At 66.4% G+C, this 17,318-nt stretch carries 10 protein-coding genes; 7 read left to right on the top strand and 3 right to left on the bottom strand.

Annotated elements, in window-relative coordinates; translation table 11 throughout:
• The first annotated feature begins 53 nt into the window (after positions 1-53).
• The 5 genes from GGR44_RS10000 to cobA are packed head-to-tail and all read left to right on the top strand — an operon-like array spanning position 54 to position 7,539.
• The gene (locus tag GGR44_RS10000) at positions 54-1,346 is read left to right on the top strand and encodes an alginate export family protein (RefSeq protein ID WP_343052323.1); all 1,293 of its coding nucleotides are present in this window, start codon (positions 54-56) and stop codon (positions 1,344-1,346) included.
• Between the two features lie 11 nt (positions 1,347-1,357).
• On the top strand, positions 1,358-3,820 hold the full coding sequence (nirB, locus tag GGR44_RS09995; RefSeq protein WP_183955440.1) for a nitrite reductase large subunit NirB: 2,463 nt from the start codon (positions 1,358-1,360) through the stop codon (positions 3,818-3,820).
• A 5-nt stretch (positions 3,821-3,825) separates the two neighbouring features.
• Complete coding sequence (gene nirD, locus GGR44_RS09990) at positions 3,826-4,170, top strand: nitrite reductase small subunit NirD (protein WP_183955439.1); 345 nt, start codon at positions 3,826-3,828, stop codon at positions 4,168-4,170.
• A complete protein-coding gene (locus GGR44_RS09985; protein ID WP_183955438.1) occupies positions 4,167-6,761 on the top strand; it encodes a nitrate reductase in 2,595 nt (864 codons plus the stop codon). Before nirD ends, GGR44_RS09985 begins: the two co-directional genes overlap by 4 nt.
• Positions 6,748-7,539, top strand: a complete 792-nt coding sequence (gene cobA, locus GGR44_RS09980; protein WP_183955437.1) for a uroporphyrinogen-III C-methyltransferase — start codon at positions 6,748-6,750, stop codon at positions 7,537-7,539. The genes GGR44_RS09985 and cobA overlap by 14 nt, the downstream gene beginning before the upstream one ends.
• A gap of 19 nt (positions 7,540-7,558) precedes the next feature.
• On the opposite strand, the gene GGR44_RS09975 is transcribed toward cobA, so the two are convergent.
• Genes GGR44_RS09975 through GGR44_RS09965 form a run of 3 tightly spaced genes read right to left on the bottom strand, consistent with a single transcriptional unit; the run spans position 7,559 to position 11,792 of the window.
• Positions 7,559-8,458 (bottom strand): DMT family transporter, encoded by a 900-nt coding sequence (locus GGR44_RS09975; RefSeq protein WP_183955436.1) that lies wholly within the window; start codon positions 8,456-8,458, stop codon positions 7,559-7,561.
• On the bottom strand, positions 8,455-9,471 hold the full coding sequence (locus GGR44_RS09970) for a threonine aldolase family protein (protein WP_183955435.1): 1,017 nt from the start codon (positions 9,469-9,471) through the stop codon (positions 8,455-8,457). The genes GGR44_RS09975 and GGR44_RS09970 overlap by 4 nt, the downstream gene beginning before the upstream one ends.
• A gap of 59 nt (positions 9,472-9,530) precedes the next feature.
• Positions 9,531-11,792 (bottom strand): NADP-dependent malic enzyme, encoded by a 2,262-nt coding sequence (locus GGR44_RS09965; protein ID WP_183955434.1) that lies wholly within the window; start codon positions 11,790-11,792, stop codon positions 9,531-9,533.
• A gap of 123 nt (positions 11,793-11,915) precedes the next feature.
• Here GGR44_RS09965 and mutS point away from each other — a divergent pair, with 123 nt between their 5' ends.
• Complete coding sequence (mutS, locus tag GGR44_RS09960; protein WP_246344527.1) at positions 11,916-14,537, top strand: DNA mismatch repair protein MutS; 2,622 nt, start codon at positions 11,916-11,918, stop codon at positions 14,535-14,537.
• A gap of 9 nt (positions 14,538-14,546) precedes the next feature.
• Entirely contained in the window at positions 14,547-17,309 is a 2,763-nt protein-coding gene (locus GGR44_RS09955) for a [protein-PII] uridylyltransferase (RefSeq protein ID WP_183955433.1), read from the top strand.
• Positions 17,310-17,318 lie beyond the last annotated feature (9 nt).

Genomic DNA, 17,318 nt, shown 5'->3' with positions numbered 1-17,318 from the left:
CCGGGGGGCCGCCGTTTTCAAATGAAAAAGGGGGATTTGACATGCGGAATGATGTGAAAGCTGTTTTAGGGGGAGCGCTGTTTCTGGCGATGGCGTCGACGGCCTCCGCTGCGCAGGCGGCGGCGGGCGATCCGGCGCCGTTCGGCGCGGGCCTGACCTTCGACCCGATCATCGACGCGCGCCTGCGTTACGAGGGCGTCGACCAGACGGCGACCAACGCCGACGCGGTGACGGTGCGGATGCGTTCCGGCTTCGAGATCAAAAGCAAGAGCGGCTTTTCCTTCCTGGCTGAGGCCGAAGGCACGCTGGCGCTCGACAATGGCTATAACGCCTTCCCCTTCGCGGTCGGCAGCAACCAGCGCCGCACCGCCTATTCGGTCGTGCCCGACGCGGAAAATATCGACCTCAACCGGCTCCAGCTTCAATATAAGGGCAAGGGCTTCACGCTCACCGGCGGCCGCCAGCGCATCAATCTGGACGATCAGCGCTTCGTCGGTTCCGTCGCCTGGCGCCAGAACGAACAGACGTTCGACGCCGTGCGCGCCGAAGCCAAAATTGGCCCGGTCAGCCTGGACGGCGCCTATAGCTGGTCGCAGCGCACGATCTTCGGCTTCGACGCCGGTCCGCGCCAGGCCTATGGCGGCGACTTCATCTTCCTGAGCGCAGGCGCAAAGGCCGGCCCGGTGGCGCTGAAGGGCTTTGCCTATCTGCTCGACTATTCGGCCCGCAAGGAAGCCTTTTTCCGCGCCAACAGCTCGCAAACCTATGGCGTGCGCGCGTCGACCAGCTTGCCGCTGGCCAAGACGGTCAAGCTCGACCTGCTGGCCAGCTATGCCAACCAGAGCGACTATGGCTCCAACCCCAACAGCTACAAGGCCGACTTTGCCCTGGCCGAAGCCAGTCTGGCGGTCGCCAGCTTCAAGCTGACCGCCGGTTACGAATTGCTCGGTTCGGACGGTTCGGCCAGCGTCAAGGCGAGCGGCGCGGCGACCGCCTTCGGGTTCCAAACGCCGATGGCGACGCTGCACAAGTTCAATGGCTGGGCCGACCTGTTCCTGAATACGCCGGTGACGGGTCTTCAGGACTATTATGGCGGCATCGGCTGGACTGGCCCCAAGGTCGGCAAGGCGGGACCGATCACCGCTGTCGTGACGTTCCACAGATTCCGTTCGGACCGCCTCGGCATCCATTATGGCGACGAATGGGACGCCCAGATCGGCATGAAGCTGACCAAACAGGCCTCCGTGCTCGCCAAGTTCGCCCAATATGAGCGCAAGGGCATCGCCAGCTTCAACGGCGACCAGGACACGAAGAAGTTCTGGCTCGAATTCGACTATTCCATCTGAGGACAGCAGCAATGACCGACAAGCCCCATCTGATCGTGATCGGCAACGGCATGGCCGGGTGCCGCGCCGTCGAGGAGATACTCGCACGCGACCCCGCCCGATACCGGATCACGATCTTTGGGGCGGAACCGCGCGTCAATTACAACCGCATCATGCTGTCGCCGGTTCTGGCCGGCGAAAAGAGCTTTGAAGAGATCGTCATCAACGGGCAGGACTGGTACGACGCCAACGGCATCGCGCTGGTTTCGGGCGACCCTGTCGTCGCCATCGACCGTTCGGCAAAGACGGTGACCGCCCGTTCGGGCAATGTCACCCCCTATGACAAGCTGATGATCGCCACCGGATCGGACCCGTTCATCATCCCGGTGCCGGGCAAGGACCTGCCCGGCGTGGTGACGTTCCGCGATCTCGACGATGTGGACAAGATGTTGACCGCCGCAAAGCTGGGGGGCAATGCGGTGGTCATCGGCGGTGGCCTGCTTGGCCTTGAAGCGGCCCATGGACTGGCGCTTCGGGGTATGCAGGTCACCGTCCTCCACCTGATGCCGACGCTGATGGAGCGTCAGCTCGACGAGGCGGCCGGGTGGCTGCTCAAGACCGCGCTGGAGGCGCGTGGCCAGACGATCATCACCGGCGCCGACACGGCGGAGATCCTGGGCAACGGCAAGGTGGAAGCCGTGCGCCTGAAGGACGGGCGCGAAATCCCCGCCGACATCGTCGTCATGGCGGTCGGCATCCGGCCCAGCACCGGCCTCGCCCGCGACGCGGGTCTGGCGGTCGGGCGCGGCATCCAGGTCGACGATCATATGGTGACGTCCGACCCTGACATATTGGCCGTGGGCGAATGCGTCGAACATAATGGCATGGTCTATGGCCTGGTGGCGCCGCTCTTTGAAATGGGCCGCGCGCTGGCCGACGGGCTGGTCGCGCAGCCCACCGGCTATCCGGGGTCGGTCACATCGACCAAGCTGAAGGTCGCCGGGCTGGACGTGTTTTCGGCGGGCGATTTTTCCGGCGGCGAAGGGTGCGAGGACATTGTGCTGCGCGATGCGACGCGCGGCGTCTACAAGCGCGTGATCGTCAAGGAAGACAAGATCGTCGGCGCCGTTCTCTATGGCGACACCGCCGACGGCAACTGGTATTTCGACATGCTGCGCCGGGGCGAGGACATTGCCGACATCCGCGACGCGCTGATCTTCGGTCAGGCTTTCGCCAGCGGCGGGGGGGCCTCGGCAAACCCTATTGATGCCGTTGCGGCGCTTTCCGACGATGCGGAAATCTGCGGCTGCAACGGCGTCAACAAGGGCAAGGTCATGGCCTGCATCGGCGGCGGCGCACATACGCTCGATGCGGTGCGTTCGGGCTGCAAGGCGTCGGCGAGCTGCGGGTCGTGCACCGGCCTTGTCGAAAATCTGCTGGCGCTCGCGCTGGGCGACGAATTTGCCGGCGAACGCGACAACAAGCCAATGTGCAAATGCACCAGCTTCACCCATGAGGATGTCCGCGCGGCGATCCGGGAGAAGGCGCTGAAGGAAATCCCGGCGGTGATGCAGGCGCTGAGCTGGAGCACGCCCGACGGCTGTTCCTCCTGCCGCCCCGCGCTCAACTATTATCTGCTGTGCGCGTGGCCCGCCGAGCATCAGGAAGACCCGCAGAGCCGCTTCGTCAACGAACGGATGCACGCCAATATCCAGAAGGACGGCACCTATTCAGTGGTGCCGCGCATGTGGGGCGGCCTCACCAACCCGCGCGAGTTGCGCGCCATCGCCGATGTGGTCGAGAAATATCATGCGCCGATGGTCAAGGTGACCGGCGGCCAGCGGCTCGACATCTTCGGCATCAGGAAGGAAGACCTGCCCGCCGTCTGGGCCGACCTCAACGCCGCAGGCATGGTTTCGGGCCACGCCTATGGCAAGGCGCTGCGCACGGTGAAGACCTGCGTGGGGAGCGAATGGTGCCGCTTTGGCACGCAGGACAGCACGGGCCTGGGCGTCAAGATCGAACATATGACCTGGGGTTCGTGGATGCCCCACAAGTTCAAGATCGCCGTGTCGGGCTGCCCGCGCAACTGCGCAGAAGCGACGATCAAGGATTTTGGCGTGATCTGCGTCGACAGCGGGTATGAACTGCATATCGGCGGCAATGGCGGCATCCACCTGCGCGGCACGGACCTGCTGTGCAAGGTTTCGACCGAGCAGGAGGCGATGGATTATTGCGCAGCATTTATCCAGCTCTACCGCGAGGAAGCCCGCTATCTCGACCGCACGGCGCCCTGGGTGGAGCGCGTCGGCCTCGACTATGTCAAGCAGCGGATCGTCGAGGATGCGGCCGGACGCGAAGCGCTGCGCGCCCGCTTCCTCTATGCCCAGAGCTTCCTTCAGGTCGACCCCTGGGCCGAACGCGCTGCGGGCAAGGAAGCGCATCTTCATCAGCATCTGGCCGAAATCCGGCCCTTCGCAGTCGTGGGAGGCTAAAAGCCATGCCGCATACCGCACTCTGGCTCGATGTCGGCCCCGTGGAACAGCTCCCGGCGCTTGGCGCGCGCACACTGCCCGTTCAGGGCGGGCAGGAAATCGCCATTTTCCGCACCGCCAACGGCGACGTCTATGCGCTCCAGAACAAATGTCCGCACAAGCAGGGGCCGTTGTCACAAGGCATCGTCCACGACACCACCGTCACCTGCCCGCTGCACAACTGGCGCATCAGCCTGATTTCGGGGCAGGCGCTGGGCGATGACGAAGGCTGCGTGCCGACCATCCCGGTGAAGATCGACGGCGGCCGCATCCTGATCGGGCGCAAGGAAGCATTGGCGGGCGCCGCATGAACGCCATCCGCACGACCTGCGCCTATTGCGGCGTCGGCTGCGGAATTTCTGCCGTTCCTACCGGCGAACGCACGGTCGCGATCACCGGTGACGCGACGCATCCCGCCAATTTCGGGCGGCTTTGTTCCAAGGGGACGCATCTGGGCGAGACGGTCGGACTGGAAGGGCGGCTGCTGCACCCCATGATCGGCGAGGAGCGCGTCGACTGGGATGAGGCGCTGAACCTGGTCGCCGGAAGATTCGCGCAGACCATCCGCAATCATGGCCCGGACAGCGTCGCCTTTTACGTCTCCGGCCAATTGCTGACCGAAGATTATTATGTCGCCAACAAGCTGATGAAGGGCTTCATCGGTTCCGGCAATATCGACACCAATTCGCGGCTGTGCATGTCGAGCGCGGTCGCGGCGCACAACCGGGCCTTCGGCGAGGATGTCGTGCCCTGTTCCTATGCCGATCTGGAAGAGGCGGACCTCATCCTGCTTGTCGGCTCCAACACCGCCTGGTGCCATCCGGTGATCTGGCAGCGGATTGAGGCGGCGCGCGAGGCGCGGGGCGCGAAGCTGGTGGTGATCGACCCCCGCCGCACCGAAACGGCCGAGCGGGCCGACCTGCATGTCGCGCTGCGCCCCGATGGCGACGTCGCGCTGTTCAACGGCCTGCTGGCGGCGATGCGCGACCGGGGTGGATTCGACGCCGCCTATATCGCGCAGCATGTCGACATGCCGGAGGATTTCATCGCCTCGCTGGCCATCGACCTGCCCGGCATCGGCATCGACGCCGCCGCCTTCGATGCGCTCGCCGACATGGTGGCGGCGACGCCCCGCATGGTCACGCTGTTCAGCCAGGGGGCAAACCAGTCGTCGAGCGGGACCGACAAGGGCAACGCCATCATCAACCTGCATCTTGCCACCGGCCGCATCGGCCGGGCGGGCATGGGGCCGTTCAGCATCACCGGCCAGCCCAACGCCATGGGCGGGCGCGAGGTCGGCGGCCTCGCCAACATGCTGGCCGCGCATATGGGCTTTTCCGATGCCGAATGCGCTGCGGCGCAGGATTTCTGGCAGAGCCCCACGATAGCGCGCGCGCCCGGCCTCAAAGCCGTCGACCTGTTCCGCGCGGTGCACGAAGGCAAGGTCAAGGCGCTGTGGATCATGGCGACGAACCCGGCCGTGTCCATGCCCGACGCCGGTTTCGTGCGCGAGGCGCTGGCACGCTGCGACTTCGTCGTCGCGTCGGAGGTGATCGCGGAAACCGACAGCGCGCGCTTCGCCCATGTCCGCCTGCCCGCGCTGGGCTGGGGCGAAAAGGACGGCACGGTCACCAATTCGGAACGGATCGTCAGCCGCCAGCGCGCGCTGCTTGCCGCGCCGGGCGACGTGCGGGCCGATTGGGACATTGTCAGCGACGTGGCCCGCCGCATGGGCTTTGGCGCTGGCTTCGGCTATCGGCGGGCCGCCGACATTTTTCGCGAATATTGCGCCCAGACCGGCTTTCGCAACGATGGCGCGCGCATGCTCGACCTGTCGCAATGGGCCGGGATCAGCGACGCGGACTATGACGGTTGGGCGCCCTGGCAATGGGGCGGGGTTTCGCCATTTGCTTCAGGACGGTTTTCGACGCCGGACGGGCGCGCGCGCATCGTCGCGGTGGACGCGCCCGCCGCGCCCGCCGCCGACCCCGCCTTTCCCTTCCGCCTCAACACCGGCCGCTATCGCGATCAGTGGCACACGATGACGCGCACCGGCCTGTCGCCCAAATTGTCCCGCCATCGCCGCGAGCCGCTGGTCGAGGTTCATGCCCATGACGCCGCCCGGCTGGGCCTGACCGAAGGCAGCATCGCGCGGGTTGCGACATTGCAGGGCGAGAGCCGCTATCGCGTGTCGTTGAGCGATGGCCAGCGGCCGGGCGAGTTGTTCGTGCCGATTCACTGGACCGACACGCTGTCGAGCGGCGGCCGCACGGGCCGTCTGCCCGCCCCCGTCACTGATCCGGTTTCCGGGCAGCCCGCCTTCAAGAACACCGCAGCGAGCATCGAGCCATTCGAAAGCGACTGGCGCGGGTTCATGGTTTCAGCGGAACCGGTGGCGATCGCCATCGACTGTTACTGGACGCGGGCGCGCGGCGAGCATGGCTGGCTGACCGAGCTGGTCGGGCAGGGCGCGATCGACATCGACGCGCTGCTGCCCCATGGCCAGCGGATCGAGGCGCAGGACGGCGCGCGCGGCACGATCAGGGTGGCGGTGCGCGATGACGACGGCCGCCTGCGCGCCGCCCTGTTCCTGACACGATCCGGGCTGCTGCCGTCGCGCGACTGGATTCTGGGTCAGTTGGGCGCACCGGAAGGGGCCAGCGGGTCGGAACTGCTCGCGGGTCGTTCGGCCGATCCCGCGCCCGACAATGGCCCGACCCTGTGCGTCTGCTTCGACGTCGGCATGTTCGCCATCACCCGCGCGATTCGCGAACAATCGCTGACCAGCGTGGAGACGGTCGGCGCCGCTATCCGCGCGGGGACCAATTGCGGCAGTTGCCGCCCCGCCATTTCCCGCCTGATCGCGCAAACCGCGAAGGAGGACGCCTGTGTCAACGCATGAAAACCCCATCGGTCCCGGTGAAGTCTGGCTCGTCGGCGCCGGACCGGGCGACCCCGACCTGTTGACGCGCAAGGCGGAAAAGCTGATCCGCGCCGCCAGCATCGTCTTCTACGATGCGCTGGTCGGCCCCGGCGTGCTGGACCTCATTCCGGCGGGCACGAAGCGCATATCGGTCGGCAAAAGATCGGGCCGCCATTCGAAGGATCAGGACAGCATCAACGACCTGCTGGTCAGGGCCGCTCTGGCGGGCGAGCGGGTGGTCCGGCTGAAGGGCGGCGATCCGTCGATCTTTGGCCGGTCGGCGGAGGAAATGGCCAGTTGCGCCGACCATGGCGTCGCCGTGCGCATCTGTCCGGGGGTGACGGCGGCATCGGCGGCGGCGGCGAGCGCGGGGGCCTCGCTCACCCTGCGCGGCCTCGCCCGCAAGTTGACCTTCGTCACCGCCCATGCCCGCGCGGGCGAGGCGCTGGAGCTGGACTGGGCGGCGCTCGCCGATCCGGCGGCGACGATCGCCATCTATATGGGCAAGGCGGCGGCCAGGGAAATGTCGGCCCGGCTGATCGCCCATGGGCTGGCGGGCGATACGCCGGTGCTGCTGGCGGCCAACGCCAGCCTGCCCGACGAACAGTTGCTGCGCACCCGGCTCGACCTGCTGCCGGTCGCCGCCGCCGTCATCGCCGACGACGCCGCCGTCATCATGCTGGTCGGGGCGGCGGTTGCCGGCTCCGGCGCATCGACCACGCGGCAGGCCGCGGCCAGGGCTGACGCGGAGGCATGAACAGCGAGGGGGTTCGCTCCTACCCCTGTTTTGATCGCAGCGCGATGGCCATGCCGATAATCGCCAACGCCGCGCCGCCCACCGCCAGCGGGGTCCAGCGATAGCCTTCCCACATAGTGGAAATGAGCATGGCGATCACCGGGATCAGCACGCTGGTATAGGCGGCGCGGCCCGCGCCGATGCGCTGTATCAGGGTGAAATAGAGCGGGAAGGTGACGACCGATCCGGCAATCCCCAGCCACGCGACGCCCAGCAGATAGCCCGGCCGCCAGTCCATCACCGGGCCACCCACCGTGGCCCAGGCATAGATCGCATCCATCGCGCTGCCCAGCAGCATCGCCCAGGTCAGCACCGTCATCATCGGCAGGCGGCGAGCCATGTCCATGCCCTGCATCACATTGGCCGCCGACGCGCTGAGCAGCCCGGCGACGCTCAACCCCACGCCAAGCAATACTGCGTCGGGCGCAACGGCGGCCATGCGATATTCGCGCAGCAGCAGCATGGAAATGCCCGCCACCGCCACCACCGACCCGGCGATGAAGGCGCGGCTGACCGGCTGGCGAAAGATGATCCAGGCCATGATGCTGTTGGGGATGAGCAACAGGGCATAGACGATGGCGACAACGCCGGAGGTCAGATAATGTTCGGCGCGATAGACAAAGTTGAAATTGAGCACGAACTGGGCAAGGCCGAGCATCGTCGCGAACATGATTCCGCGCGGCGGCAGGCGCAGCGGAACCCCGCGAAAGAGAGCGAAGAGGCCCATGCCGACCCCGGCGAGCAGGAAACGGTAGCTGACCGACCAGCTGGGCGGCACGGCGGCGAGCTGGTCGCGGATGACGATCCAGGTGGAGCTCCAGATCAGCGTGACGATGATGAAGGGCAGGACGACGCCGCCTTTCGCCTGATCCTGGCTCATCCGGGGAGCGACCGGAGCGCCATCGCGAGCGGCGCGACGGCGGCGGCATCGTGCGACCAGTTGGTGACGAGACGCGCGGCCCCATCGCCCCAGTCGTAAAAGTCGAAGCCCTGCGCGCGCAGCGCCGCCGCCTCCACCGCGCTCAGGCGGATGAACAGCTCGTTCGCCTGCACCGGGTGCATCAGCCGGTCGGGCACGGCGCCCGCCAGCGCCTGCGCCGCCGCATTGGCCGCGCGGGCATTGGCCAGCCACAGGTCGCCCTCCACCATCGCCAGCAATTGCGCGGCGAGATAGCGGCCTTTGGAAAACAGGTGACCGGACCGTTTGCGCCAGCGCGCCGCCTCCGCAAAGCGCGCATCCGCCTGCGCGCCGAAAAACAGCAGCGCCTCACCCATCATGCCGCCATTCTTGACGCAGCCGAAAGACAATATGTCGACCCCGGCGCGCCAGGTGACGTCGGCGGGATGAAAGCCATGATAGGCAACCGCATTGGCGAAGCGGGCGCCGTCCATGTGCAAGCCAAGGCCATGGGCGCGGGCTAAGTCGCCCAGCGCGGCGACCTCATCGGGCGTGTAGGACAGGCCATATTCGGTGGCGTTGGTGATGCTGATCGCGCTGGCGGGAACCTGATGCACGTCGGGGCGGATCGCCTTCAGTCGCTCCGCTACGCTATCGGGCGACAATTTCGCGCCGTCGCCGGGCAGCGTCATCAGGCTGGCGCCATGGGTGAAGAAACCGGGGGCGCCACATTCGTCGACCACGACATGCGCCTCTTCATGGCAGATGATGCCGCCATAGGGCGGGCACAGGCAAGCGAGCGCAATGCTGTTCGCCGCCGTGCCGCTGGCCACCCACATCGCCCGCACCGGCGCATCGAACAGCGCGGAAAAGGCGCTGTCCAGCCGGGCGCTCCAGGCGTCGCCGTCATAACCATGATCGGCGACGTCGGCGGCCTGAATGGCGGCCATGACGGCGGGGCAGACGGGCGTCGCGTTATCGGAAAAATAGTGCATCGCCCGGCGTTACCGGGACAGCGCAAAGACGCCAAGGGCCTGTCTGCGCCGACTGGCCGTCAGATCGCGATGCCGCTGGCCGCCAGCACCGCCAGCGTCAGCACTTCCGACGCGTTGGAGGCCATGGTGGTGATCTGCACCGATTTTTCCATGCCGACCAGCATCGGCCCGATCATCGACGTGCCGCCCAGTTCGCGCAGCAGCTTGGCCGAGATATTGGCCGATTGCAGGCCGGGCATGACCAGGATGTTGGCCGGGCCCGACAGGCGGCTGAACGGGTAATTTTTCATCACCGTGGGGTTGAGCGCGACGTCGGCGGCCATTTCGCCTTCATATTCGAAATCGACCCCGCGTTCGTCGAGGATCGACACCGCGCCGCGCAGATTTTCCAGATAACTGCCCGGCGGGTTGCCGAAGCTGGAATAGGAGAGGAAGGCGACGCGCGGATCATGGCCCATGCGGCGGGCGACCGCCACCGTGCCTTCGGCGATGTCGGCCAGTTCGCTGGCCGTGGGCCGTTCATTGACGGTGGTGTCGGCCAGGAACACGGTCTGGTTCTTTGACACCATGACATGAATGCCAAAGGGGGTGCGGCCTTCGGCCGGGTCGATCACCCGCTTCACCTCGCGCATGGTCTGCGCATAGGGGCGGGTCATGCCGGAAATCATGGCGTCCGCATGGCCCATCTTCACCAGCAGCGCGCCAAAGATGTTGCGGTCGCGATTGACCATCCGCTCGCAATCGCGGCGCAGATAGCCGCGACGCTGGAGCCGGGCATAGAGCAGGTCGACCATGGCGGGCACCAGCGGCGAATTGACGCTGTTGTGCAGCTCGAACCCCTGGGGATCGCGGACGCCCAGCGCCTTCAGCTTGTCGAACACCTGATCGCGGCCGACCAGCACCGGGATGCCGTAGCCAAGGTCGCGGAACTGGATGGCGGCGCGCAGGACCACTTCCTCTTCCGCTTCTGCGAAAACCACGCGCTTGGGATTGGCCTTGGCCACTTCATAGGCGCTGGTGAGGACCGAGGTGGTGGGGTTGAGCCGCGCCTTGAGCGACTGGCGATAGGCCGCCATGTCGGGAATCGGCTTTTGCGCAACACCGCTGTCCATCGCCGCCTGCGCGACGGCGGAGGGCACGACCTCCATCAGGCGCGGGTCGAACGGCGCGGGGATGATATAGTCGGGGCCGAAACTGTGCGACTTGCCGTAAGCCTTCGCCACTTCTTCCGGCACCTGTTCACGCGCCAGTTCGGCAATGGCGTGGGCGGCGGCGACCTTCATCGCTTCATTGATCGTCGTCGCGCGCACATCGAGCGCGCCGCGAAAGATGAAGGGGAAGCCAAGGACATTGTTGACCTGGTTGGGATAATCCGACCGGCCGGTGGCGACGATGGCGTCGGGGCGCACCGCCTTCGCATCGGGCGGGGTGATTTCCGGGTCGGGATTGGCCATGGCGAAGATGATCGGCTTTTCGCCCATCCCCTTCACCATCTCCTGCGTCACCGCCCCGGCGACGGACAGGCCCAGAAATACGTTCGCGCCCTCCATCGCATCGGCCAGCGAGCGCGCGTCGGTCCGCACCGCATGGGCGGACTTCCACTGGTTCATGCCCTCGGTGCGGCCCTGATAGATGACGCCCTTGCTGTCGCACATGATGACGTTTTCATGCGGCACGCCGATCGCCTTGATGAGTTCGGTGCAGGCGATGGAGGCGGCGCCCGCGCCGTTCACCACCACCTTCATGTCCTTCATCTCGCGCCCGGTCAGCATCGCCGCGTTGATGACGCCGGCTGCCGCGATGATGGCGGTTCCATGCTGATCGTCGTGGAAGACGGGGATGTTCATCCGTTCTTTCAGCGCCTGTTCAATGATGAAGCATTCGGGCGCCTTGATGTCTTCAAGATTGATGCCGCCGAATGTCGGCTCCATCAGTTCCACCGCTTCGATGAAGCGGTCGACATCCTCTGTCTTGAGTTCGATGTCGATGGAATCGACGTCGGCGAACCGCTTGAAGAGCACGGCCTTGCCCTCCATCACCGGCTTGGACGCCAGCGCGCCCAGATTGCCCAGGCCCAGGATCGCCGTGCCGTTGGAGATCACCGCGACAAGATTGCCCTTGGCGGTATAATCATAAGCGGTGGCGGGATCGGCGGCGATGGCGCGCACCGGCACGGCGACGCCGGGGGAATAGGCCAGCGACAGATCGCGCTGCGTCGCCATCGGCTTGGACGCGATGATCTCGATCTTGCCCGGCCGCATGGTCGAATGGAAGAACAGCGCCTCGCGCTCGGAAAATTCCACACTCGACTTGTCGGTCATCGCTCGCCCATCCTGTGTCAGTCAAATCGGCCCTAGCGGCAAGGGATGCTTGGGGGCAAGCGCGAGAAAGGCTTTTTTCCGCACCCTTCCACCAAAGGGCGGTTCGGGCTATCGGCTGATGCGATGTCCGACAAGATCGCCCAGCCCACCCCCATGATGGCGCAATATTTCGCGCTGAAGGCACAGGCCGACGACTGCCTGCTTTTTTACCGCATGGGCGATTTTTTCGAACTGTTCTTCGACGACGCCAAGGCCGCGGCGGCGACGCTGGACATCGCGCTGACCAGTCGGGGGGAACATGACGGCGCCCCCATCCCGATGTGCGGCGTGCCGGTGCACAGCGCCGAATCCTACCTCGCGCGGCTGATCCGCGCCGGGCACCGGGTCGCTATCGCCGAACAGACCGAGAGCCCGGCACAGGCGAAGGCGCGCGGCGGCAAGGCGCTCGTGAACCGGGCCATCGTGCGCTATGTGACGGCGGGCACGCTGACCGAGGATACGCTGCTCGATGCGCGCAGCGACAATATGCTGGTCGCGCTCGCTCCGCTGGCAAGCGATGACGCGATCGGCCTTGCCGCCGCCGACATTTCCACCGGCCGGTTCGAAACCATGACGCTGCGCGCCGCCGACCTGTCCGCCGAACTCGCGCGCCTGCGGCCGAGCGAAACGATCATGCCCGAAGGCGCTGACATCGCGCTGGCCGACGCCCATATATTCAGCCGCGCGGCCTTTTCCAGCGCGGGCGCGGAAACCCTGCTCAAACGGCTGTTCGGCGTCGCCACGCTGGACGGCTTCGGCCAGTTTTCGCGCGCCGAACTGGCGGCGATGGGGGGCCTCGTCACCTATCTCGACCATGCGGGCAAGGGCGCATTGCCCTTCCTCGCGCCGCCGGTCCGCCGGACCAGCGACGGCCATGTCGCCATCGACGCGGCGACGCGCGAAAGCCTGGAGATCACCGCGACGCAGGCGGGGACGCGCGCGGGCAGCCTGCTCGCCGCCATCGACCGGACGGTCAGCGGCGCGGGCGCGCGGTTGCTGGCGCAGGATCTGTCGGCGCCGCTGATGGACGAGGGCGCCATCGGAGAACGGCTCGACCTGGTGCAGTTGTTCCACGATAGCGCCGCCACGCGCGACCATCTGCGCGCCGCCTTGCGCGCGCTGCCCGACATCGGCCGGGCGTTGGGGCGGATCGCCATGGGTCGCGGTTCGCCCCGCGACCTTGGCGCGCTGCGCGACGGCCTCAATGAAGCGCGGATGCTGCGCGAAAAACTGGGCCGGATGGAGGCGCAGCCGCCGCTGCTGCGCGCGTTGCTGCCCGCGCTCGACGGCCATGGCGCGCTGGTCGACCGCCTGTCCCGCGCGCTGGTGCCGACGCCACCGACAGAAACGGCGAGCGGCGGCTATATCGCCGATGGCTATGACGCGGCGCTCGACGAACTGCGCGCCATGGCGGGTGACGGCCGCCGCGCCATCGCCGCGCTGGAGGCGCAATATCGGGCGCAGACCGGCATAGCCAGCCTCAAGATCCGGCATAATGGCGTGCTCGGCTATCATGTCGAGGTGCCCGCCCGCGCCGCCGACCCGCTGATGCAGGCGGACAGCGGCTTTACCCACCGCCAGACGCTGGCCGGGGTGGTGCGGTTCAATTCCATCGACCTGCATGAACAGGCGGGCCGGGTGGCGCAGGCGGGCGCGCACGCACTGGCCGCCGAAGCCGCGCATCTGGAGGAACTGATCGAAATGGCGCTGGCCGACAAGGCGCGGATCGCCGGGGCGGCGCAGGCGCTCGCCCGGCTGGACGTCGCCGCAGCGCTGGCCGAACGCGCGGCCGAAGGCGGCTGGACGCGCCCGTATTTCGTGCCGGGCCAATGTCTCGACATCGTCGGCGGGCGTCATCCGGTGGTGGAGGACGCGCTGGCGCGGCAGGGGCAGGCGTTCGTCGCCAATGACTGCCGCCTGGTCGCGGACGATCGGCTGTGGCTGGTCACCGGCCCCAATATGGGCGGCAAATCGACCTTCTTGCGCCAGAATGCGCTGATCGTGCTCCTCGCGCAGGCGGGCGGCTTCGTGCCCGCGCAGGCGGCGACGCTCAGCCTGGTCGACCGGTTGTTCAGCCGCGTCGGCGCGTCCGACAATCTGGCGCGCGGCCGGTCGACCTTCATGGTCGAGATGGTCGAGACCGCGGCCATATTGGCGCAGGCGACCGAACGCAGCTTCGTGATCCTGGATGAAGTGGGCCGGGGCACGTCGACCTATGACGGGCTGGCGCTCGCCTGGGCGGTGGTGGAGGCGGTGCATGAGGTCAACCGCTGCCGGTGCCTGTTCGCCACCCATTATCACGAACTGACGCGGCTGGCCGAAAGCCTGTCCGCCCTTTCGCTGCACCATGTCCGCGCGCGCGAGTGGAAGGGCGATCTGGTTCTGCTGCACGAAGTGTCGCAAGGTCCGGCCGACCGCAGCTATGGTCTGGCCGTCGCGCGGCTGGCGGGCCTGCCGCCGATGGTGCTGAAACGCGCGAAGGATGTGCTCGCCCGGCTGGAGGCGGGCAAGGCGAAGACCGGCGGCATCGCGGCCGGGCTGGACGACCTGCCCCTGTTTGCGTCGGTCGCGGCGCAGGTGGAGCAAAAGGTCGATCCGCTACGCGCCGCCATCGACGCCATTGATGCGGATTTACTCTCGCCGCGCGACGCGCTCGATCACATATATCGGTTGAAACAACTGGCCGCCAGCGAGCGGCCGGACTAGAAACAGGCGATGGTCATGCACTTTCCCGCCCTCGGGTCACGCCGGGCGATTATTGATCGCCGCGCGATTTCGGACAATATCGTCGCGCTGGCGCAGGCGCATAATGGCGACCCGATGAAATTGCGCTTGGCGATCGTCGGCGAACTGCGAACCGCGCTGGAACAGGGGCGCAAGGAAGTGGCGCGGAGGCTGGAAGCCAAGCCGACGCGCGGGCGCGAAACGGTGAGCGCCTTCGCCTTCCTGATCGACCAGATATTGCGCCTGCTTTACGACGCAACGACCCACCATCTTTATCCGGCAAGCAATCGCAGCACTGGCGAACGCATCGTCCTGATCGCGGTGGGCGGCTATGGCCGGGGCGAAATGGCGCCCTACAGCGATATCGACATCGGCTTCATCACGCCATGGAAGCCCACCGGGTGGACCGAGCAGGTGATCGAATCCATGCTCTATTCGCTCTGGGATCTGGGCTTGAAGGTCGGGCATAGCAGCCGTTCCATCGACGAAACGATGCGCATGGCCAATGCCGACCTGACCGTGCGCACCGCATTGCTGGAGGCGCGCTATATCTGGGGCGACCGACCGCTTTATGAGGAAACCGCCGCGCGCTTTGGTGCGGAGGTGGTGCAGGGCACGGCGCGCGCCTTCATTGCAGACAAGCTGGCCGAGCGCGAGGAGCGCCACAAGCGCATGGGCGACAGCCGCTATGTCGTCGAACCCAATGTCAAGGAAGGCAAGGGCGGGCTGCGCGACCTGCACACATTGTTCTGGATCGGCAAATATGTCCACCGCGTGCAATCCGTCGCGGAGCTGGTTGACTCGGGTCTGCTCACCCAGGCGGAACTGCGCCAGTTTCAGAAGGCTGAGGATTTCCTGTGGGCGGTGCGGTGCCACCTGCACACCATCACCGGCCGGGCGGAGGATCGCCTGACCTTCGACCTGCAACTGGAGATTGCGACACGCATGCGCTTCACCGCGCGGCAGGGCCAGTCCGGCGTCGAGCGGTTCATGCGCTATTATTTCCTCAACGCCAAGACGGTGGGGGATTTGACGGCGGTGTTCCTGGCCCATCTGGACGACCAGTTCGCCGCGAAGGGCCGCCGCTATATCCCCGCCTTTTTCCGGCGGCCCAAGAAGCTCGACGGCTTCATCCTCGATCGCGGTCGGCTGGCCTTGCCCGACGATAATTTCTTTCGCGACGATCCGGTCCGCCTGCTGGAGATATTTGCGCTGGCCGATCGCCATGGTCTGTCCATCCACCCGTCGGCCATGCGCGCGGCCAGCCGCGACGCGCCGCATATTACGGCAAAGGTGCGGCGCGATCCCCGCGCGAACGCGGCCTTTCTGGATGTGCTGACGAGCCCGCGCGACCCGGAAACGGTGCTGCGCTGGATGAACGAATCGAGCGTGTTCGGCCGTTTCATCCCCGATTTTCGCCGCGTCGTGGCGCAAATGCAATTCGACATGTATCACCACTATACTGTCGACGAGCACACCATCCGCGCCATCGGCCTGCTGTCGCGCATCGAAAAGGGCGAGCTGGCCAGCGAGCATCCGCTGTCGTCCGAAATCATGGCCAAGCTGATTTCCCGCCGGGCGCTCTATGTCGCGGTGCTGCTGCACGACATCGCCAAGGGCCGGGGCGGCGACCACAGCATATTGGGCGCGGAAGTCGCCGAACATCTGTGCCCGCGCCTGGGGCTGAGCGATGCTGAGACCGAAACCGTCGCCTGGCTGGTGCGATACCATCTGTTGATGTCGGCCACGGCGTTCAAGCGGGATCTGGCCGATTACAAGACCATCCTGGATTTCGCCGATGTGGTGCAGAGCGCGGAGCGACTGAAGCTGCTGCTGTGCCTGACCATCGTCGATATTCGCGCCGTGGGGCCGGGCGTGTGGAACAGCTGGAAGCGGCAGCTGCTGGGCGACCTGTATGAATCGGCGGAAGAAGTGCTGCGCCTGGGGCACAAGCTGCGCGGCCGCGAGGAACGCGTCGCCGCCAAACAGGCCGCGCTGCAACAGGCGCTGGGCCTGTCCGATGACGATTTTCGTCAGTTCGCCAAGCGCCTGCCCGAAAGCTACTGGATCGCCGAGCCTGACGACATATTGGTGCACAATGCGCGCCATATCCTGGCGTCGGACGGCAGCCCCCTGTCCATCGCCGCCGAATATTATCCGCAGCGCGGCGCGACGCTCGTCACCGTCTACGCCACCGACCATCCGGGTCTGTTCTATCGCATCGCGGGCGCGATCCATCTGGCGGGCGGCAACATCATCGACGCGCGCATTCACACGACGCGCGACGGGGTGGCGGTCGACAATTTCCTGGTGCAGGACCCGCTGGGCGGCGCTTTCCACAGCCCCGAACAGCTACAGCGGATCAAGGTGGCGATCGAGGATGCGCTCGCCAATCGCCATCGCCTGATCACCAAGCTGGAGGCCCGCCCCCTGCCCCGCACCCGGGCGGAGGCGTTCCGCATCGCCCCCAATGTGCTGATCGACAACAAGGCGTCGAACCGCTTCACCGTGGTGGAGGTCAACGCCCGCGACCGGCCCGCCCTGCTGTTCGCGCTGGCCAACGCGCTGTTCCAGTCGAAGGTCACGGTGCACAGCGCCCATGTCGCCACCTATGGCGAACGGGCGGTCGACACTTTCTACATCACCGACCTTCTGGGCGGAAAGATCGAGGCGAAGGGCCGGCTCCAGACGCTGGAGCGCCGCCTGCTGGAAGCCGCGGGCGGCGATGTCGACATTGCGCTGCAAATGGCCTGATGTCAGAAT

The sequence above is a fragment of the Sphingobium fontiphilum genome, assembly GCF_014196635.1.
GTDB classification, from domain to species: domain Bacteria; phylum Pseudomonadota; class Alphaproteobacteria; order Sphingomonadales; family Sphingomonadaceae; genus Sphingobium; species Sphingobium fontiphilum.
The sequence above is the reverse complement of the archived record's forward strand: the minus strand, read 5'-3'. Positions and strand labels throughout refer to the sequence as shown.

Excerpts from the sequence above, each read along its gene's own strand:
- nirB (WP_183955440.1), top strand. The coding sequence starts at position 1,358 with ATGACCGACAAGCCCCATCTGATCGTGATCGGCAACGGCATGGCCGGG.
- nirD (WP_183955439.1), top strand. The coding sequence starts at position 3,826 with ATGCCGCATACCGCACTCTGGCTCGATGTCGGCCCCGTGGAACAGCTC.
- GGR44_RS09985 (WP_183955438.1), top strand. The coding sequence starts at position 4,167 with ATGAACGCCATCCGCACGACCTGCGCCTATTGCGGCGTCGGCTGCGGA.
- GGR44_RS09975 (WP_183955436.1), bottom strand. The coding sequence starts at position 8,458 with ATGAGCCAGGATCAGGCGAAAGGCGGCGTCGTCCTGCCCTTCATCATC.
- GGR44_RS09970 (WP_183955435.1), bottom strand. The coding sequence starts at position 9,471 with ATGCACTATTTTTCCGATAACGCGACGCCCGTCTGCCCCGCCGTCATG.
- GGR44_RS09965 (WP_183955434.1), bottom strand. The coding sequence starts at position 11,792 with ATGACCGACAAGTCGAGTGTGGAATTTTCCGAGCGCGAGGCGCTGTTC.
- mutS (WP_246344527.1), top strand. The coding sequence starts at position 11,916 with ATGTCCGACAAGATCGCCCAGCCCACCCCCATGATGGCGCAATATTTC.
- GGR44_RS09955 (WP_183955433.1), top strand. The coding sequence starts at position 14,547 with ATGGTCATGCACTTTCCCGCCCTCGGGTCACGCCGGGCGATTATTGAT.